Annotated in this window: 16 protein-coding genes; 8 read left to right on the forward strand and 8 right to left on the reverse strand. The window is 64.4% G+C overall.

Annotated elements, in window-relative coordinates; all coding sequences use genetic code 11:
- The first annotated feature begins 54 nt into the window (after window positions 1–54).
- Entirely contained in the window at window positions 55–2,427 is a 2,373-nt protein-coding gene (gene rpoD, locus KYG_RS16030; protein WP_034694982.1) for an RNA polymerase sigma factor RpoD, read from the forward strand.
- A 192-nt stretch (window positions 2,428–2,619) separates the two neighbouring features.
- On the opposite strand, the gene KYG_RS16035 is transcribed toward rpoD, so the two are convergent.
- The 3 genes from KYG_RS16035 to KYG_RS16045 are packed head-to-tail and all read right to left on the reverse strand — an operon-like array spanning window position 2,620 to window position 5,867.
- Window positions 2,620–3,636, reverse strand: a complete 1,017-nt coding sequence (locus KYG_RS16035; protein WP_008905975.1) for a tripartite tricarboxylate transporter substrate binding protein — start codon at window positions 3,634–3,636, stop codon at window positions 2,620–2,622.
- A gap of 36 nt (window positions 3,637–3,672) precedes the next feature.
- Window positions 3,673–4,887, reverse strand: a complete 1,215-nt coding sequence (locus tag KYG_RS16040) for a CaiB/BaiF CoA-transferase family protein (protein ID WP_008905976.1) — start codon at window positions 4,885–4,887, stop codon at window positions 3,673–3,675.
- 23 nt (window positions 4,888–4,910) lie between these two features.
- The gene (locus KYG_RS16045) at window positions 4,911–5,867 is read right to left on the reverse strand and encodes a hydroxymethylglutaryl-CoA lyase (protein WP_008905977.1); all 957 of its coding nucleotides are present in this window, start codon (window positions 5,865–5,867) and stop codon (window positions 4,911–4,913) included.
- A 118-nt stretch (window positions 5,868–5,985) separates the two neighbouring features.
- On the opposite strand from KYG_RS16045, the gene KYG_RS16050 reads away from it, so the two are divergent.
- From KYG_RS16050 to KYG_RS16060, 3 genes are all read left to right on the forward strand, one after another.
- Window positions 5,986–6,891 carry a LysR family transcriptional regulator gene (locus KYG_RS16050; protein WP_008905978.1) on the forward strand — a complete coding sequence of 302 codons (906 nt, stop codon included), beginning with the start codon at window positions 5,986–5,988 and terminating at the stop codon, window positions 6,889–6,891.
- A 199-nt stretch (window positions 6,892–7,090) separates the two neighbouring features.
- Entirely contained in the window at window positions 7,091–7,399 is a 309-nt protein-coding gene (locus KYG_RS16055) for a helix-turn-helix domain-containing protein (protein WP_008905979.1), read from the forward strand.
- Window positions 7,400–7,533: 134 nt separating this feature from the next.
- Window positions 7,534–7,893, forward strand: a complete 360-nt coding sequence (locus KYG_RS16060) for an FKBP-type peptidyl-prolyl cis-trans isomerase (RefSeq protein WP_008905980.1) — start codon at window positions 7,534–7,536, stop codon at window positions 7,891–7,893.
- Between the two features lie 76 nt (window positions 7,894–7,969).
- Here KYG_RS16060 and KYG_RS16065 read toward each other — a convergent pair whose 3' ends face one another.
- The 3 genes from KYG_RS16065 to ppsA form a co-directional block, all read right to left on the reverse strand.
- Window positions 7,970–10,060 (reverse strand): VC_2705 family sodium/solute symporter, encoded by a 2,091-nt coding sequence (locus KYG_RS16065; RefSeq protein WP_034695031.1) that lies wholly within the window; start codon window positions 10,058–10,060, stop codon window positions 7,970–7,972.
- Complete coding sequence (locus KYG_RS16070; RefSeq protein ID WP_008905982.1) at window positions 10,053–10,391, reverse strand: DUF4212 domain-containing protein; 339 nt, start codon at window positions 10,389–10,391, stop codon at window positions 10,053–10,055. Before KYG_RS16070 ends, KYG_RS16065 begins: the two co-directional genes overlap by 8 nt.
- Window positions 10,392–10,453: 62 nt before the next feature.
- Complete coding sequence (gene ppsA / locus KYG_RS16075) at window positions 10,454–12,844, reverse strand: phosphoenolpyruvate synthase (protein WP_008905983.1); 2,391 nt, start codon at window positions 12,842–12,844, stop codon at window positions 10,454–10,456.
- Window positions 12,845–13,048: 204 nt separating this feature from the next.
- Here ppsA and KYG_RS16080 point away from each other — a divergent pair, with 204 nt between their 5' ends.
- The gene (locus tag KYG_RS16080; protein WP_008905984.1) at window positions 13,049–13,870 is read left to right on the forward strand and encodes a pyruvate, water dikinase regulatory protein; all 822 of its coding nucleotides are present in this window, start codon (window positions 13,049–13,051) and stop codon (window positions 13,868–13,870) included.
- Between the two features lie 189 nt (window positions 13,871–14,059).
- Here KYG_RS16080 and ahpF read toward each other — a convergent pair whose 3' ends face one another.
- Both ahpF and ahpC read right to left on the reverse strand, forming a co-directional pair.
- Window positions 14,060–15,670 carry an alkyl hydroperoxide reductase subunit F gene (gene ahpF / locus KYG_RS16085; protein WP_008905985.1) on the reverse strand — a complete coding sequence of 537 codons (1,611 nt, stop codon included), beginning with the start codon at window positions 15,668–15,670 and terminating at the stop codon, window positions 14,060–14,062.
- A gap of 161 nt (window positions 15,671–15,831) precedes the next feature.
- Window positions 15,832–16,407, reverse strand: a complete 576-nt coding sequence (gene ahpC, locus KYG_RS16090) for an alkyl hydroperoxide reductase subunit C (protein ID WP_008905986.1) — start codon at window positions 16,405–16,407, stop codon at window positions 15,832–15,834.
- A 393-nt stretch (window positions 16,408–16,800) separates the two neighbouring features.
- Here ahpC and KYG_RS16095 point away from each other — a divergent pair, with 393 nt between their 5' ends.
- From KYG_RS16095 to KYG_RS16105, 3 genes are all read left to right on the forward strand, one after another.
- Window positions 16,801–17,619: an FTR1 family protein gene (locus KYG_RS16095; RefSeq protein WP_008905987.1), complete on the forward strand. Its 819-nt coding sequence runs from the start codon at window positions 16,801–16,803 to the stop codon at window positions 17,617–17,619.
- A gap of 155 nt (window positions 17,620–17,774) precedes the next feature.
- Window positions 17,775–18,251: a bacterioferritin gene (gene bfr, locus KYG_RS16100; RefSeq protein WP_008905988.1), complete on the forward strand. Its 477-nt coding sequence runs from the start codon at window positions 17,775–17,777 to the stop codon at window positions 18,249–18,251.
- Window positions 18,252–18,652: 401 nt separating this feature from the next.
- The gene (locus tag KYG_RS16105; RefSeq protein ID WP_050813877.1) at window positions 18,653–19,576 is read left to right on the forward strand and encodes a porin; all 924 of its coding nucleotides are present in this window, start codon (window positions 18,653–18,655) and stop codon (window positions 19,574–19,576) included.
- Window positions 19,577–19,730: the final 154 nt, after the last annotated feature.

A 19,730-nucleotide genomic window follows, 5' to 3' on the forward strand; every position in this document is an offset into this window, starting at 1 on the left:
GACCTGAGGCGCTTGCGTTTTCTTTGTGTCCGTTTTTGATCCTGAGGTTGTTCCATGCCCGCTCAAAAGTCCGCGAAGCCATCCAAGTCTGCTCCAGTGCCCGCCGCCAAGGCTGTCTCCAAAACCGCTGCCAAAGCCCCGGCCAAGGCTGCCCCCAAAAAGGCCGCCGCCGCGCCCGCCCCGGTTGCCAAGAAAGTGAAAACTGTGCCCGTGAAAAGTTCTGCCGAGCTGACCAAAGCTGCCGATGAATTGCTGAAGAAAAAGCCTGCCCGCGCCAAGGCCGCCGCAGTATCCGAAGACGACGACACCCCGAAAAAGCGCCCCGGCCGCCCCGCCAAGGCGGCAGGCGCCGCCGAAGCCAAGGCCCCTGCCAAGCGCGGACGCAAGCCCAAGGCTGCAGCCGCCAGCGACGAAGGTGGCGACGACACCGACCTGTCGGACATCGAAGCCGACCTGGAAGGTGAAGTCGAAGAGACCACCGAAACCGCAGCCACGGTCGAGAAGGTCAAGCCCCTGCGCATGAAGATCAGCAAGGCGAAGGAACGCGCCTTGATGAAGGAGTTCGGCTTGGACGAAACCGTCCTGTCCGAAGAAGACATGGCCAAGCGCCGTGCGCGCCTGAAGGCCCTGATCAAGCTGGGCAAGACACGCGGCTACCTCACGCACGTTGAAATCAACGACCACCTGCCCGACAAGCTGGTCGATGCCGAAACCCTCGAAGCCGTCATCACCACGCTGAACGACCTGGGCGTGGCGGTGTACGAGCAGACGCCCGATGCCGAAGCGCTGATCATCACGGACAACGCCCCCGCTGGCGCTACCGAGGAAGAAGCCGAAGAAGCCGCCGAAGCCGCGCTCTCGACCGTGGACTCGGAATTCGGCCGCACCACCGACCCGGTCCGCATGTACATGCGCGAGATGGGCACCGTGGAGCTCTTGACCCGCGAAGGCGAAATCGAAATCGCCAAGCGCATCGAAGGCGGCCTGATGGCCATGATGGAGGCGATCAGCGCATCGCCCGCCACCATCGCCGAGATCCTCAACATGGGTGAGGAAATCCGCGAAGGCAAGGTCGTCATCTCGACCATCGTGGACGGCTTCTCCAACCCCAATGAGGCCGACGACTATGTGGCCGAAGAAGACTTCGATGAATTCGACGAGGCCGACGATGACGACGGCAAGGGTGGCAGCAAGGCGCTGACCAAGAAGCTCGAAGAGCTCAAGAAGCAGGCGCTGGAGCGCTTTGACAAGCTGCGCGAGCTGTTTGAAAAAGTGCACAAGGTGTACGACAAGGAAGGCTACGGCACGCCCAACTACCAGAAGGCGCAGAAGGCCCTGTCGGAAGAGCTGATGACCATCCGCTTCACCGCCAAGACCATCGAGAAGCTGTGCGACATGGTGCGCGGCCAGGTGGACGACGTGCGCAAGAAGGAGCGCGAGCTGCGCCGCATCATCGTGGACAAGTGCGGCATGCCCCAGGAGACGTTCATCAAGGACTTCCCGCCCAATCTGCTGAACCTGCAGTGGGTAGAGAAGCAGGCCGCCGCCGGCAAGCCCTGGTCGTCCATCATTGCGCGCAACGTACCGCCCATCCAGGACCTGCAGCAAAAGCTGATCGACCTGCAGTCGCGCGTGGTGGTGCCGCTGGCGGAGCTCAAGGGCATCAACAAGCGCATGAACGAAGGTGAAGCCACCTCGCGCGATGCCAAGAAGGAAATGATCGAGGCCAACCTGCGCCTCGTGATCTCGATTGCCAAGAAGTACACCAACCGCGGCTTGCAGTTCCTCGATCTGATCCAGGAAGGCAACATCGGCCTGATGAAGGCGGTGGACAAGTTCGAATACCGCCGTGGCTACAAGTTCTCGACGTATGCGACCTGGTGGATCCGCCAGGCCATCACAAGGAGCATTGCCGACCAGGCACGCACCATCCGCATCCCGGTGCACATGATCGAGACGATCAACAAGATGAACCGCATCAGCCGCCAGCACTTGCAGGAGTTTGGTTTTGAGCCCGATGCGTCCATCCTGGCGGCCAAGATGGAGATCCCAGAGGACAAGATCCGCAAGATCATGAAGATCGCCAAGGAGCCGATCTCGATGGAAACCCCCATCGGCGACGACGATGACAGCCACCTGGGCGACTTCATCGAGGACGGCGCCAACACCGCGCCTATCGAAGCCGCCATGCAGGCCGGCCTGCGCGACGTGGTCAAGGACATCCTGGATGGCCTCACCCCCCGCGAAGCCAAGGTGCTGCGCATGCGTTTCGGTATCGAGATGACCAGCGACCACACGCTGGAAGAAGTGGGCAAGCAGTTCGACGTGACGCGCGAGCGCATTCGCCAGATCGAAGCCAAGGCGCTGCGCAAGCTCAAGCACCCTTCGCGCTCGGACAAGCTGCGCAGCTTTATCGACTCGCTGTAAACCGCATTGCGGTCACATGGGCAGGCCCTTGGCAACGGGGCTGCATCGGTCGCCCCAGATACCACCATGGTGCTGGGGCGTTGTGCTTTTTGGCGTGCCGGCCGCAGCGGGCACGCCGTCGCTCAAAATTTGATTGAAATATGGCTCCAGCGCTTTATGGATAAGCGCTAACAGCTATAAAAACATGAGCATTCAATCCAGTTTCAGCCCGGACTGCCTGACCAGCTTGGCCATGCGATCCACCTCGCTGCGGAAGAACGCAGCCGTGGCATCGGGCGCGGGGCTTTGCAGCTGGTAGCCCTGCGCCAGCAGGGCCTCGCGCACTTCCGGTGCTGCCACGGCGCTGCGCACGGCGTTGTAGGCCCGGTCCACTTCTGCCCGGGGCAGACCGGCCGGCCCCACCACGGCCACCCAGCCGTCCAGGGCGTAGTTGGGCAGGCCTTGTTCGGCAATCGTTGGCAGGTCGGGCAGCAGCGGGGAGCGTGTGGTGGACGACAGGCCTATGGCCCGCAGCGCACCCGACTTCACATGGGGCGCCGCCACGGCCACGGCGATGAACGCCATCTGGATCTGCCCGCCCAGCACATCGGCCGTCAGCGGCCCCATGCCCCGGTAGGGAATGTGCTTGATATCCACCTGCGCCTCGTGCACGAACATCTCCGCCGCCAGGTGCAGGATGGTGCCGTTGCCCGACGAACCGTAGTTCAGCACACCCGGCTGGGCCTTGGCCAGGGCCACCAGTTCGCGCACGTTTTTGGCCGCCACCGAAGGGTGCGCCACCAGCACAAAGGGTGTGGCGCCAATCAGGGTGATCGGCGTGATGTCGTCCACCGCGTGATACGGAATGTTCTTGAACACGCTGGGGTTGACGGCATGGTTGTTGGACACCATGCCCAGCATGGAGCCGTCTTTGGGCGCCTTCACGATCATCGTCGTGCCCGTGATGCCGCCGGCGCCGGGGTAGTTTTCCACCACCACCGGCCGCGCCAGCGCCTTGCCCAGGCTGGGGCCCAGCACGCGCGCAACGCCATCCACCCCCGAGCCCGCACTGACAGGCAGCACCAGGCGCACCGGCCTGTCTGCCCCCTGGGCAAAGGTCCACGCGGGCACCACGGCACTGGTCATGGCGGCGGCGAGCAGCGTGCGCCTTGTGAGGCGCTGTGCGTTCTGTGAGGGGGATACGGTGCTGCGTGCCGTGTTGTCTGTCATGGTTTGTCTCCGGTGTTGTGATGGGAATGCGTGGGTTCAGGCCACGGCGCCCTGCGCCTGCAGGGCCTGCAGCTGCTCGGGGCTGTAGCCCAGCTGCGCCATGAGTTCGGCGGTGTGCTGGCCCAGCACCGGTGGCTGCAGGCGCACGCCCAGCCGCTGCCCATCCATGCGCAGGGGAAACAGGGTGGTGCGTGCCGTCTGTCCGGCGCGCTCGCCATCGGGCAGCGTGATGTCCGCCAGGCCGCCGGTGGCATTGAGGTGCGGGTCGTCAAACAGCTGCTCGGGCCGCAGGATGGGCGCAAAGGGCAGACCGTGCTTCTCGAAGATGGCAGCCAGTTCGGCCGCGCTGTGTGCGGCCAGGCGCCTGCGCAGCTCGGGCAGCAGCGTGCCACGCGCGCGCACGCGGTCGTTGTTGTTAGACAGGCCCGGATCGGCCTTGAGGTCGGCGAAGCCCAGGGCATCGCAAAAGGTGATCCACTGCGCGTCGCTCACGGCGGCCAGAAAGATCTGCTCGCCGTCCTTCACACTGAACACGTCATACAGCGACCACGCCGAGATGCGGTCGGGCATGGGGGCTGCCGGCTGGCCGGTGACGGCGTACTGCATCATGTGCTGGCCCACGAGGAACACGTTGTTCTCGAACAGGGCCGAGTCCACCTCCTGCCCGCGCCCGGTGATACCGCGCTGCATCAGCGCCGCCATGGCGCCAATGGCGCCAAACATGCCACCCATGATGTCGTTCACGCTGGTGCCCGCGCGCAGCGGGTCTCCGGGGCGCCCGGTCATGTAGGCCAGGCCGCCCATCATCTGCACCACCTCGTCCAGCGCCGTGCGGTGCTCGTAGGGGCCGGGCAAAAAGCCCGTGTGGTTCACGTAGATGAGGCGCGGGTTGATCGGGCTCAGCGCGGCATAGTCCAGGCCGTATTTCGTCATCACGCCGGGCTTGAAGTTCTGCGCCACCACATCGGCCGAGGCTGCGAGCTTGCGCGCCACCTTCAGGCCCTCGGGGCTGCGCAGGTCGAGCGCAATGCTTTTCTTGTTGCGGTTGAACATGGGGAAAAAGCCCGCGCCTGCGCCCAGCAGGTGGCGCGTGCGGTCACCGTCCACGGGCTCGACCTTGATGACCTCGGCCCCCAGGTCGGCCAGCACCATGCCGCAGGTGGGGCCCATGACCATGTGGGTGAACTCCACCACGCGCAGGCCTTCCAGGGGCAGGCGTGGGGATGGTGTAGAGGGCTGTGTGTCGTTCATGGTGCAGCGTTAAAAAATGGGGGTTAGGCCGCTTGCAGTGCAGCGGGTGCGGCATTGCGGGGCAGGCCCGCCTGCCAGAGCGTGCCGTGCAGGGTCTCCCCCGCCAGCCAGCCCGCCACGCGCTGGCGCAGCGCCAGCAGCGCGCGCACGTCAATGCCCGTGGTCACGCCCATGCGTTCGAGCATGAACACCAGGTCTTCGGTAGTGACATTGCCGCTGGCACCGGGCGCGTGTGGGCAGCCGCCGATACCGGCCAGGCAGGCATCAAAGCGGGTGATGCCCGTCTGCCACGCGGCATAGACGTTTGCCAGGCCCATGCCACGCGTGTCGTGGAAATGCGCACAGGCCAGGCGGTCGCCCACCCGGGCGCGCGCTTTCTCAAACAGCCGGGCGACCGAGGCGGGGTCGGCATACCCCACGGTGTCCGCCAGGCTCACGCGGTCGGCGCCTGCATCCAGCAGCGCCTGCATCAGGCGCAGCACTTCGCTCTCGGCCACTTCGCCCTGCAGGGTGCAGCCAAAGGCCGTGCCCACGCCACCTTCGATCAGCGTGCGGCTGCCACTGGCGTCACGCAATACGCGGATACGCGCCACCTCGGCCACCACTTCATCGGGGGTCTTGCGCAGGTTGGCCAGGCTGTGGGCATGGCTGGCCGAGAGCGGCACGATCATGAGGTCGGCGTCCTGCTCCAGCGCGCGCTCGGCACCCTTGAAATTGGGCACCAGCACCGAGGCGACCAGCCCCGGCAAGCTCTTGGCATGGGCCAGCACCTGCGCAGTGTCGGCCAGCTGCGGCAGCAGGCGGGCGGGCACGAAGGAGCCCACCTCGATCTCGCGCTGGCCGGCGGCGTAGGCAGCGTTGATCCACTCGATCTTGTGCGCGGTGGAGACCACGGTGGCAATGCTCTGCAGCCCGTCGCGCAGGCCCACCTCGCGGACGATGGCGCGCAGGGGCGTGGGATGGGCGGTGGTCGTTTGCACGGGCTGTCTCCTGATGGGGCTCGGTTTTGTTGAATTCTAGAAATTCCGAATAGAAACTGAAAATCAATTTCGGAAGCTCTAAGATTCCCACCTGGAATATCAAACCAGCAAGGGCCCCATGCGCGACCTCGATCTGCAAACATTGCGGCTGTTTGCCGCCGTGTGCGAGCAGCGCAGCATTGCGCGCGTGGCCGAGCAGGAATCCATCGTGGGATCGGCCATCAGCAAACGCCTGGCGCAGCTGGAAGACACGGTGGGCACGCCGCTGCTGCTGCGCAGGCGCCGCGGCGTGGTGCCCACGCCGGCCGGCGAAACCCTGCTGGAGCACGCGCGCACCATGCTGGCCAGCGTGGGGCAGATCGAGCGCGACATGGCGGCCTACGCCACCGGCACCCGGGGCCATGTGCGCATGCTGGTCACGGCATCGGTCATGGCCGAATCGCTGGCCGACGATGTGGCGGCCTTTCTTCAGGACCCCGCCCACCGCGACATCCAGGTCAGCATGGAAGAACGCGTGAGCCCCGACGTGGTGCAGGGCATCCGCGACGGCAGCGCCTCGATCGGCATCTGCTGGGACGCTGCGGACCTTTCAGGCCTGGAAACCCGCGCCTACCGCACCGACCATCTCGCCGTGGTGGCCCACACCTCGCACCCGGTGGCAACGCAGAGCAGCGTGCGCTTTGCCGATGTGCTGGGCTACGAGTTCGTCAGCATGCCTGCGCTGAGTGCCGTGCAGGTGCTGCTGACACGTGCAGCAGCCGTGGAAGGCAAAGCCCTCGTCCACCGGGTGTTGGTGTCCAACTTTGATGCCGCCCTGCGGGTGGTGCGGGCCAACCTGGCCATCAGCGTGGTGCCCCGCGAAGTGGCCCTGCCCTTTGCCCAGACCGCCCCGCTGCGGGTGGTTCCGCTGAGCGATCCCTGGGCGCGGCGGCGCTTTGCCATCTGCTTTCGCAGCGCGCAGACCCTCACGCCCGCCGCCCAGCTCCTGGTGAGCCACCTGGCAGGCCTGGCCCGCCCGGACTGACCGCAGCAACGTGGCCTGATCGCAACAGTTTAAGTTGTAACATGAGTTTTTCTGGGCCTAGCGCATGTGTGGTGTGCGTTCTGAGCTACTAAACTTGTAGCAAAATGGGTTCCGCGCTATAGTCTCAGCGCATCAGGGGGCCCGGGGAACACCCGCCCGAATGAAATTTGATCCAACACTTGCGCGAGGAGAAGCGTCCATGAGCTCCAAAGAAAATGTCGCCATCAACCAGTTGTTCGAGCGGCTCGAATGCCGGTACGCGCTGCGCGTGCTGTGGGCCCTGAAGGACGGTCACCCCCAGACGTTCCGCCTGCTGCAAGACAGCGTCGGGGGCATCACGCCCAACACGCTGAACACCCGCATCAAGGAACTGCGCGAGGCAGGGTTTGTGGATCATGGCAGCGATGGCTACACCGTCACTCCCTCCGGCGCCGACTTGCTCAAACGCCTTTCCGACGTGCAGGCCTTCGCCACCCGCTGGGTTGCCGGCCGCACCAAAAAGGCCTGAACGGCCCCCGCCGCGCCAGGCCTTGCGCACTGCACCGCGGCGCCACCGTTAAAATATAAGGTCAAAATAGCTTCTAGCGCTTGATGAACAAGCGCTAGAAGCTATATTTTTAATAGCATTCAAGGAATTTCCCCATGGCACTGACCACCACCGCATCCGGCCTGCAATACGAAGACACCACCGTGGGCGAAGGCGCCGAGGCGACCAAGGGCCAGAACGTGTCGGTGCACTACACCGGCTGGCTCTACAACAACGGCGAACAAGGCGCCAAGTTCGACTCCAGCCGCGACCGCAACGACCCGTTCGAGTTCTCGCTGGGCGCCGGCATGGTCATCAAGGGCTGGGACGAAGGCGTGCAGGGCATGAAGGTGGGCGGCCAGCGCACCCTGATCATCCCCGCAGCCCTGGGCTACGGCGCACGCGGCGCGGGCGGCGTGATTCCGCCCAACGCCACGCTGAAGTTCGATGTGGAACTGCTCAAGGTGGGCCGCTGACACCTGAAATTTCCGGCTGGCGACGCCCGTCTCCACCCTGCAAAAGCGGCCTTGTGGCCGCTTTTTTGTTGCCTGGCTACATCTCTGTGCGTACACGCGGCTGGGGCGGTGCGGGTCGCGTCAGCCAGCTCACCACCACCGCCACCACGAGCCCCGTGGGCACGCCGAACACGCCGGCCGAGATGGGCTGGATGCCGAACCACAGCCCGTCGGCCAGCATCCACGCGGGCAGCACGCTCATGGCAGGCACGTGTGACAGCATGTAGTACACCGCCACACCCAGCCCCGCCAGCATCCCTGCCACGGCACCCTGCCGCGTCGTCCCGCGCCAGAATATGCCCAGCACCATCACCGGCACAAAAGCCGACGCGGCCAGCGAAAACGACGCCGACACCATGGGCAGGATCTCGGACGGTTTGAGCGCCGCCACAAACGCCGCCGACAGGGCCACCGCCAGGAGCGCGAACTTGGTCAGGATCACACGCTGCTCGGGAGAGGCTTCACGCTGCGTGTCCTGGAAGTAGAGATCGCGCACCAGGGCGTTGCTGATGGTCAGCAACAATCCGTCTGCGGTAGAGAGCGCCGCCGCCAGCCCTCCGGCCGCCACCAGGCCGGATACGACATAGGGCAGTCCGCCCAGTTCTGGCGTGGCCAGCATGATGAGGTCGGCCCCCAGCCGGATCTCGCCAAACTGCACGATACCGTCGGCGTTCACGTCCTCCACCGACAGGAGCGAACTGTCCACCCGCGCCCACTGCGCCATCCAGTTGGGCAGAGCTTCAAAGCTGCTGCCCACCAGGTTCTGCATGACCTCGAACTTCACCAGCACAGCCAGGGCCGGGGCGCTGAGATACAGCAGGGCAATGAAGAACAGGGACCACGCCACGGACGCGCGCGCCCCCGACACCGTGGGCGAGGTGTAGTAGCGCGTGAGCAGGTGGGGCAGGCCCGCCGTGCCGACCATGAGGCAGAACATGAGCGCCAGGAAGTTGCGGCGCGTGAGCTCGTAGTCGCGCTGCTCTTCGGGCGTTCCGTTCGGGTCGCCCACGTACGCCTGGCTGTGCAACGGCAGGCCGCCCAGGGGGCGCGCACGTTCATAGTTCTCGCGCATCTCGCGCGTCCAGCGCTCACGGGCAGCAGCAGCGTCCCGGGGCAACGCGGCCAGTTCGCGGCTGGCTGCAACGATCAGGCCCACCTCGGCATTCTGGGCGCGCAGCGCGCGGATGCGCTCGCGGCCTCTCTCGCGCTCGCGCTCCAGGGCGCCCTCCACGTCGCGCAGCCGTTCTTCAAAATCCTGCGCGCGCCGCAGGTAGGTCTGTACCACCTGGTGTTCGGCCGGGGAGTCCAGGAGCTGTGCCTCCAGATCGGCGATCTTGCTGATCTGCGTGCCATAGACCAGCGGCGCCAACGGGTTGCCCAGCTGCTTGTACGCCAGCCACGACACGGGTATGAGGAACGCCAGCAGCAGCACCACATACTGTGCCACCTGCGTCCAGGTGATGGCGCGCATGCCGCCCAGGAACGAGCACAGCAGTACCCCGCCCAGCCCGAGCATGATGCCGATCTCGAACTGCACCCCTGTCAGGCGCGAAGCGATCAGCCCCACCCCATAGATCTGCGCCACGACATAGGTGAACGAACACAACACGGCCGCCAGCGCCGCAATCAACCGCGGCCAGCGCCCGCCAAAGCGCACATGAAAGAAGTCCGGCACCGTGTACAAGCCCATGGCGCGCAGGTGCGGCGCAATCAGCATGGCCACCAGGCAGAAGCCTCCCGTCCACCCCAACAGATAGGCCAGGCCCCCTGCCTGCCCCGGTGTGCCCGAAAAGCCCTGCAGGTACAGCGCCCCGGACAGGCTGATGAACGACGCGGCACTCATCCAGTCTGCCGCTGCCGCCATGCCGTTGTACATGGGCGGAATGCGCCGCCCGGCCACGTAGTACTCCTCCGGGTCCGTGGTGCGGCCGTAAACGCCGATGCCTGCGTAAACCATCACCGTGAGGAACAGGAAGATGGGGCCAATCCAGTGCCGCGAGAGCCCCTGCCGCTCTGCCCAGGTCATCAGCGCCAGAAAGGCCAGCACCCCGAAGATGTACAGGGCCAGAATGCGGTGCAGCCGCCACAGATAGGCGCGGTCGGCGCCAGACGCGGTTTGGTCAGCCATGGGGGCGGTCCGCAGCATCGGGCGACGCCTGAGCCGCATTGCGTTCGGCATCCTGGCGCTCGAAACGGTTCATGGCCCAGCCATAGGCCACCACGATACCGATGAACACCAGCACGGCCCCCTGGGCAGCAATCCAGTAACCCAGCGGCCAGGTTCCGAACACGCGCTGCTGCAGGTCTCTGGCGAAATAGGTGGCCACGAACGTCACCGCCACCCACAGCAACAGCAACCCGGCCTTAAGCTTCAGATGCCGCACATCGTGCAGATCGGGCGGGAACGGGCCCGCCATTTCAGCGTCGGGAGATCGGGAGGGCGGCTGGGGCGGCTGCATCACGGGCACGGCATCACGGACGCTGTGTCAGGTGGTGCAGATTGCGCATGGCTGCCCGCGCGTCAGCTTGCGAGCTGCTGCCAGGTGGCAATCACGCTGTCAGGGTTCAGCGAGATCGACGAGATGCCTTCCCTGGCCAGCCACTGCGCAAAGTCAGGGTGGTCGCTGGGGCCCTGGCCGCAGATGCCGATGTACTTGCCCTGGGCCAGGCAGGCCTTGATGGCCTGATGGATCAGCGCTTCCACCGCAGGATCGCGCTCGTCAAAGTCCTGCGCCAGCAGTTCCAGGCCCGAGTCGCGGTCCAGGCCCAGCGTGAGCTGGGTCAGGTCGTTGGAGCCGATGGAGAAGCCGTCAAAGAATTCAAGGAAGCGCTCGGCCAGGATGGCGTTGCTCGGCACTTCGCACATCATGATGACCTTGAGGTCGTCCTTGCCACGCGCCAGGCCGTGGGTGGCCAGCAGCTTGGTCACGCGCTCGGCCTGGCCCAGTGTGCGCACGAAGGGCACCATCACCTGCACGTTGGTCAGGCCCATGTCGTTGCGCACGCGCTTCAAGGCTTCACATTCCATCGCGAAGGCTTCGCCGAAATCTTCGCTGATGTAGCGGGCTGCGCCGCGGAAGCCCAGCATCGGGTTTTCTTCCTCGGGCTCGTAGCGGCTGCCGCCGATCAGCTTGCGGTATTCGTTGGACTTGAAGTCCGACAGGCGCACGATGACGGGCTTGGGCCAGAAGGCGGCGGCAATGGTGGCCACACCTTCGGCGACCTTGTCCACATAGAAAGCGCGGGGGCTGGCATGGCCACGGGCCACGGATTCAACGGCCTTCTTCAGGTCGGCGTCGATCTGGGGGTAGTCCAGGATCGCCTTGGGGTGCACGCCAATGTTGTTGTTGATGATGAACTCCAGCCGCGCCAGGCCCACGCCTTCGTTGGGCAGCTGGGCAAAGTCAAACGCCAGCTGGGGGTTGCCCACGTTCATCATGATCTTGGTCTTGATGGGTGGCATCGCGCCGCGCTGCACTTCAGTGACTTCGGTTTCGAGCAGGCCGTCATAGATCTTGCCGGTGTCGCCCTCGGAGCAGCTCACGGTGACCAGCGTGCCATCGGTCAGGCGCTCGGTGGCATCGCCGCAGCCCACCACGGCCGGGATGCCCAGCTCGCGCGCAATGATGGCCGCGTGGCAGGTGCGGCCTCCCCGGTTGGTGACGATGGCGCTGGCGCGCTTCATCACGGGCTCCCAGTTCGGGTCGGTCATGTCGGTGACGAGCACATCCCCGGGCTGGACCTTGTCCATCTCGGAAATGTTGTGCACCAGGCGCACCGGGCCGGTGCCGATCTTCTGGCCAATAGCGCGGCCCTCGGCCAGCACGGTGCCGCGACCCTTGAGCTTGTAGCGCAGCTCGGCCTGGCCCTTGGCCTGGCTTTTCACGGTCTCGGGGCGGGCCTGCAGGATGTAGAGCTGGCCGTCGGTGCCGTCCTTGCCCCACTCGATGTCCATGGGGCGGCCGTAGTGCTGCTCGATCACCAGCGCGTAGCGGGCCAGTTGCTCCACGTCAGCATCGGTCAGCGAATAGCGGTTGCGCTGCTCGGTGGGCACGTCAATGGTCTTGACCAGCTTGCCGCTGGCGGCCTTTTCCTCGGGCGTGGAGAACACCATCTGGATCAGCTTGCTGCCCAGGTTGCGGCGGATCAGCGCCTTTTTGCCCGCCTGGAGCATGGGCTTGTGCACGTAGAACTCGTCGGGGTTCACGGCGCCCTGCACCACGGTTTCGCCCAGGCCGTAGCTGCTGGTGATGAAGACCACGTCTTCAAAGCCGGATTCGGTGTCGATGGTGAACATCACGCCCGCAGCGCCGAGGTCGGAGCGCACCATGCGCTGCACACCGGCCGACAGGGCCACCACATCGTGCTCGAAGCCCTTGTGCACACGGTAGGAAATGGCGCGGTCGTTGTACAGCGACGCGAACACTTCCTTCATCTTGTGCATGACTTCGTCGATGCCCACCACGTTCAGGAAGGTCTCCTGCTGGCCGGCAAACGATGCATCGGGCAAGTCCTCGGCCGTGGCCGACGAGCGCACGGCAAAAGAGGCAGCGGGGTTGCCAGCGCTCAGCTTGGCAAATTCGTCGGCAATGGCCTTTTGCAGGTCGGCCGGAAAAGGCTGGGCCTCGACCATGGCGCGGATTTCGGCACCCACCTGCGCCAAGGCGCGCACGTCTTCGGTGTCCAGGCTCTTGAGCTTGGCGCTGATCTTGTCGGCCAGGCCGTCGTAGGCCAGAAATTCGCGAAACGCGTGGGCGGTGGTGGCAAAGCCGGTGGGCACGCGCACGCCCTGCGGCAGCTGGGAGATCATCTCGCCGAGGCTGGCGTTCTTGCCGCCAACGACCTCGACATCGGTCATTCTCAGGTTTTCAAACGGTACGACCAGGGCGGTCGGGCTGAAAAGTGCAGACATGGGAAAGCTCCAGAAGTTGAAACCGGGTCGTCTGCGCGCCCGCCTCGTGCTGTACGCAGGAGCGGTGGGCGAGCGGCCATGCACAGGCTGCAGCTTTGTCGTTGTGGTTGTGGGCCGACGCGGTGCATGGTGAGAATCAGATAATTGTGACAATTGTAGGCCCCCACCACTGGCGGCGGGCTGACGTTTTCAAAAAGGGGCTCCATGCACTCGCGCACCGTATTCTTTGTCTCTGACGGCACCGGCATCACCGCCGAAACCTTTGGAAACGCCATCCTGGCCCAGTTCGAGATGAAGCCGCGCCATGTGCGCCTGCCCTTTATCGACACCGCCGACAAGGCCCACCAGGCGGTGCGCCAGATCAACCACACAGGCGAGGTGGAGGGCAAAAAGCCCATCGTCTTCACCACCCTGGTCAACATGGAAGTGCTCAAGGTCATCCAGGAAGGCTGCAAAGGCATGCTGCTGGACATGTTTGGCACCTTTGTCCACCCGCTGGAGGAAGAGCTGGGCATCCGCTCGCACCACCGCGTGGGACGTTTCAGCGACGTGAGCCGCAGCAAGGAGTACACCGACCGCATCGAGGCCATCAACTTCAGCCTGGCCCACGACGACGGTCAGAGCAACCGCGACCTGGCGGGCGCTGATGTGATCCTGGTGGGCGTGAGCCGCAGCGGCAAGACCCCCACCAGCCTGTACCTGGCCATGCAATGCGGGCTGAAGGCTGCCAACTACCCGCTGATTCCCGAGGACTTTGAACGCCGCCAGCTCCCGCCGGCCCTGGTGCCGTTTCGCAGCAAGATCTTCGGCCTGACCATCAGCCCCGAGCGCCTGTCCGAGATCCGCAGCGAACGCCGCCCCAACTCGAAGTACGCAGACCTGCTCAACTGCCGCAACGAGGTGGCCGAGGCCGAAGCCATGATGCGCCGCTCGGGCATTCGGTGGCTCTCGACCACGACCAAGTCCATCGAGGAAATCGCCACCACCATCCTGCAGGAGATCCGGCCGGAGAGGCTGGTGTATTGAAGCCCCTGCCGGTACGCCCCATGGCGCCAGGCGTGTGGCGAGCAGCGAGGGGGCAAAGGCTGGTGGCCTGCTCTGCGTACAGAGCCCGGGCATAAAAAGAGCGACGGGTGCCAACGCACCACGTCGCTCATATTTTTATAGCTGCCAGCGCTTTACCATCAAGCGCAGAAGCCCATTTTTACCTGAATATCAGGCGGGTTCCGCCACCGGCTGCGCTGCCGGGGCTGCGGCCGATGCCACCACCGGCATGCGGATAAGGTGGTCGAACGCGCTCAGTGCCGCCTTCGACCCGTCACCCGCCGCGATCACGATTTGCTTGTAAGGCACGGTGGTGCAATCGCCCGCCGCAAACACGCCGGGGATGTTGGTGCGGCCGTGCGAATCGACAGTGATTTCGCCAAAGCGCGACAGCTCCACCGTGCCCTTGAGCCATTCGGTATTGGGCACCAGGCCGATCTGTACGAACACGCCTTCAAGCTGCACGGTGTGCTCCACATTGGTGGCGCGGTCCTTGTATTTGAGGCCGTTGACCTTGCCATCGGCGCCGGTGATCTCGGTGGTCTGCGCGTTGGTGTGGATGGTCACGTTGGACAGGCTCTTGAGCTTGTTGACCAGCACGGCGTCGGCCTTGAGCTGGTCGGCAAACTCGATGAGCGTGACATGGGCCACCACGCCAGCGAGGTCAATCGCAGCCTCCACGCCACTGTTGCCGCCGCCGATGACGGACACGCGCTTGCCCTTGAACAGCGGGCCGTCGCAGTGCGGGCAGTAGGCCACGCCCTTGTTCTTGTACTCGGCTTCGCCAGGCACGTTCACGTTGCGCCAGCGGGCGCCGGTGGACAGGATCACCGTCTTGGCCTTGAGCGAGCCGCCGTTGGCCAGCTGCACTTCAATCAGGCCACCGGGCTGCGCGGCGGGGATGAGCTTGTCGGCGCGCTGCAGGTTCATGATGTCCACGCCATAGGCGCGGGTGTGGGCTTCGAGCGCGGCGGCGAACTTGGGGCCGTCGGTTTCGAGCACCGAGATGTAGTTCTCGATGGCCAGCGTGTCATTCACCTGGCCGCCAAAGCGCTCGGCAGCCACGCCGGTGCGGATGCCCTTGCGGGCGGCGTACACGGCGGCCGCGGCACCTGCAGGGCCACCGCCAACGATGAGCACGTCATACGGGTCCTTGGCGCTGAGCTTGGCGGCTTCGCGGGCGGCAGAGCCAGTGTCGAGCTTGGCCACGATTTCTTCGATGGTCATGCGGCCCGAGCCGAACACCTGGCCGTTCAGGAACACCATGGGCACGGCCATGATTTCGCGCTCGTTCACTTCCTGCTGGAAGGCGCCGCCTTCGATCACGGTCGTCTTGATCTTGGGGTTGACGATGGCCATGAGCGACAGCGCCTGCACCACGTCCGGGCAGTTGTGGCAGGTCAGGCTCATGTAGACCTCGAAATTGAAGTCGCCATCCAGGGCCTTGATGGAATCGATCACGTCCTGCTCGACCTTGGGCGGGTGGCCGCCCGTCCACAGCAGGGCCAGCACCAGCGAGGTGAATTCATGGCCCAGCGGCAGGCCGGCAAAGCGCAGGCTGTTGCTGGCGCCCACGCGCTGCAGGCTGAAGGATGGCTTGCGGGCATCGTTGCCGTCGGTGCGCAGGGTGATCTTGTCGCTGCGCAGGGTTTGGATGGTCACGAGCAGCTCGCGCATGTCGCGCGCCGTCTCGCTGTCGTCCAGGGAAGCCACCAGCTCAAACGGCTGCTGCACGCGCTCCAGGTAGGCGGCGAGTTGGGTCTTGAGTTGTTCGTCGAGCATGGTGGTGTCCTTTGAATTTGGAGTTGTGATGTGGGGGAGGTTGAAGCCAATAGGGCTGCAGTTCAAGCCTGCATGTCAACGTCCGGGCGTAAAAAAGCCGGACGGCATGGCGCACAGGCGCCATGACGCTGTCCGGCTTTGGGGCCGAAGAACCAGATTGCTTAAATCTTGCCGACCAGGTCCAGCGAAGGCGTCAGCGTCTTGGCGCCTTCCTTCCACTTGGCGGGGCAGACCTGGCCAGGGTTGGCGGCGGTGAACTGGGCAGCCTTGAGCTTGCGCAGGGTTTCCGACACGTCACGGGCGATTTCGTTGGAGTGGATTTCCATCGTCTTGATCACGCCATCGGGATTGATCACGAACGTGCCGCGCAGCGCCAGGCCTTCTTCAGGGATGTGCACGCCGAACGCGTTGGTCAGCTGGTGCGTGGGGTCGCCCACCAGGGGGAATTTGGCCTTGCCCACGGCGTCCGACGTTTCGTGCCACACCTTGTGCGAGAAGTGGGTGTCGGTCGTCACGATGTAGACCTCGGCACCGGCCTTCTGGAACTCAGCGTAGTTGTCGGCGGCGTCTTCGATTTCGGTGGGGCAGTTGAAGGTGAAGGCTGCGGGCATGAAGATCAGCACGGACCATTTGCCCTTCAGGTCGGCTTCAGTCAGATCGATGAACTCGCCTTTGCCATTGCGGTTGACGAAAGCGGTGGTCTTGAAGGGCTGAACTTGCGTATTGATCAGGGACATTGCTGTTTCCTTTATGGGTTGGTTGACTGAACAGGACTGAAGTCTAGGCCTTTCCTAGCAATCAATCCAATTAATTGATTTCATTGAATCAATTGTCTACGACTATACATCGCCCTCTCCAATGCAGCGTGAGTGCCGCGACTATTGCCCCACCCCGCTGAAAGGATTGCAGCGCGCAGGAAGCAGCACAACCCTGTGACAAACAGGCTTTGCGTCATATCAACAAAATAAATGCAAATGATTCGCGTTTGCTAATAAGATCGGGGCACCGCGCGGCATGGCCCTGCTGGCCGCACTCAACCCGATCGGGCACCAGAAATATTGGCCAAAACTGCCTTCAGCGCTTTACCAACATGCGTAAGTAGCTCATTTATTAATAGCGAATTCATCACCATGTTCCAAACACTTCTGATCTGCTTTCGCGAAGGGCTGGAAGCCCTGCTGGTGGTTGCCATTGCCACGTTGTACCTGCGCAAGACGGGGCGCACGCAGCTGCTTGTGCCGCTGCGCGCAGGTGTGGGGGTGGCCGCAGCACTCTCGGTGGTGCTGGGCTGGGTGCTGTCGCACGTTGGCGCGTTGTCGCCTGCGGCGGAAGGTGTGATGGCGCTGGTTGCGGCAGCCACCGTGGCGTGGTGTGCGGTGCACATGCGCAGCGCGGGCCAGGGCATGAGCCGGGTCATCGCCCAACGCATGGACCGCGCCAGCGTGCTGGAGGGCCCGCGCGCCTGGGTTGCGGTGTTCCTGTTTGCCCTTTTCATGGTGGGCCGCGAGGGCGTGGAAACCGCCACCATGCTTGCAGCCCTGGGCCGCAGTGCTGACCTGGCCTACATGGCCTGGGGCGGCATCGCGGGCCTGGCGCTGGCCATTGCCATTGCCTGGGCCTGGACGCGCTATGGCCGCGCGGTGAATCTGGCACGGTTTTTTCGCGTCACCGCATGGTTCATGGCGGTGTTTGCCGTGCAGTTGGTGGTCTATGCGCTGCATGAGTTCACCGAGACCGCATCCATTCCGTTCATCGACAACGCCTGGTGGCACGCCGCCACCGAAGATCTGGCCGAGGGGCGGATTGCGCAGCTGATCTCGCTGGCCCTGGTGCTGGTGCCCACCCTGTGGCTGGGCCTGGCGCACTGGCGCGACCGCAGGGCTGCGGCGCAGGCTGCCCTGCCCATGTCGGCCGGGCGCGCAGTGGGCACAACGCGCCAAGCGGGGTAACTGCCCCGGTCCCTTCCTTGCAGCAGCCAGATGCGAACACAACTCAGCATCACACGCAGCCATTGCCCGCGCGCAGGGGCTTGCCTTGCAAGGCTTGGTGCAGCTCACGACAATCGGGGCCGCATCCACACAACACGACATAGCAAGGAGTCCCCATGAAAGGCGACGCACAGGTCATCGGCCATCTGCAGGCCCAGCTCAAGAACGAGCTCACCGCGATCAATCAGTACTTCCTGCACTACCGCATGCTCAAGCACTGGGGCTTCGACAAGTTGGCCAAGAAGGAGTACGAAGAGTCGATCGGCGAGATGAAGCATGCCGATTGGCTGATGGACCGCATCTTCATGCTGGATGGCCTGCCCAACCTGCAGGACCTGGCCAAGATCCAGATCGGCGAAGACGTGCCGGAGATCCTGGCCTGCGACCTGCGCGCCGAACAAGGCGCCCAGGCCACCATCAAAGACGGCATTGCCCACTGCGAAAGCGTGCGCGACTATGTCTCGCGCGACCTGCTGCAAAAGATCCTGGACGACACCGAAGAGCACATCGACTTCCTCGAAACCCAGATCGAGCTGATCGGCAAGGTGGGCCTGCAGAACTACCTGCAGTCGCAGATGGGTGAGGTGGAGTAACGCCACGGTTTCATGAGAGCGCCTCACTGCAGGCAAGCGAAGAGAAAACGGGCCGAGGCCCGTTTTGTTATGTCTCACAGGGAATCACATCCGCGGCGCACATCCGTATTTCTGTGCAGGGGCTGGTACTTGCGGGGCACGGCACCAGGTGTGCTGTTGCCACCAGCGACCTCACATCCCGGCCGGGCAGCAACCTCGCGCAGCCCCTGGGTTGGCGTTCCTGGCACGGCCTTTGTCAACACCTAACGGCATCGGACAAGAGCGTCTGTTGCATGCGGCATACAAGCCAGAAGCCAGCGCGTTTACCCCTCTGGCGGCGGGCAACCCGGGCCACTACCATTCGCCTCCGTTGCATATAGGCAACGATCACATCACCACAGGCACCTATCTTGCTTGTAGCGATGGCCAGGGGTGCGCACCCTCCGTGTCCCTGGCCCGTGATCACCCGTCGTCAAACAAACAATGTGTCCGCCGAACACCAGAAAGAGGGCGACACGTCGGCCACGGCCATGGCCAACAACTCCTCCCGCATCGGCTTCAAGGGCGTGGAAGACCTGGGCGGCGGCATGACGGCAGGCTTCCAGTTCGAAAGCGGTATTGACCCCCGCACCGGCGCGTCGAACGGCTACGCCCGCCAGAGCGAAGTGAACCTCTCGGGTGGCTTCGGCATGGTGCGCCTGGGCAACTTCACGTCCGAGTCGTACTACGCCACGGCGGACTACATCAGCATGCACAACCACGACACCGGTTCGTCGGCCGATGCGCTGTATGCCTACCCCGCGCGCGACACCAGCAAGATCGCCTACCGCACCCCCAGCCTGGGTGGTGCAACGGTTGAGGCCGGCGTGTCCCTGCACGGGCAACCCAGCGGCACCGGTGGCAAGAACAGCCTGGACCTGGCCGCCAACTACGAGATTGGTGCCCTGGGCCTGGGCGCCGGCTATTCCCGGCTGGACGACCAGCGCCAGTTTGCCGTGCGTGCTTCGTACACCACCGGCCCGTTCGTGCTGGGCGCCTACGTGCAGCGCGACAAGAACGTGTTCATCGCCAACGGCGGCAACCGCACCAACCTGCGCCTGGCCGTTGCCTACATGGTGGATGCGTCGGAGTTCCACCTGAATGTGGGCCGCGCGGGCAAGTATTCCAACGTGAGCGACAGCGCTGCCACGCAATTCACGCTGGGCTACAACTACAACCTGAGCAAGCGCACCAAGGTCTACGCCCTGTACACCCGCATCAACAACAGCCAGGGCGCAAGCTATGGCGTGGGCACGGCCGGCGACGACTTCAGCTCCGTTGCCCTGGGCGTGCGCCACAACTTCTGATGACCGGCCCCAAGCTGCTGCCCTGACTGGTGGGAGGGCAGACACACAGCGAATGACCCCGCGCTCCTCTGGAGTTGCGGGGTTTTTTTGTGCCCCCTGCAGGCCGGTGCATGCGTGTTGCGGGCCCGAAGCGCACCAAATCCGGCCCGGCACA

Origin of the sequence: Acidovorax sp. NO-1 (assembly GCF_000238595.1) — a bacterium.
GTDB lineage: Bacteria > Pseudomonadota > Gammaproteobacteria > Burkholderiales > Burkholderiaceae_C > Acidovorax.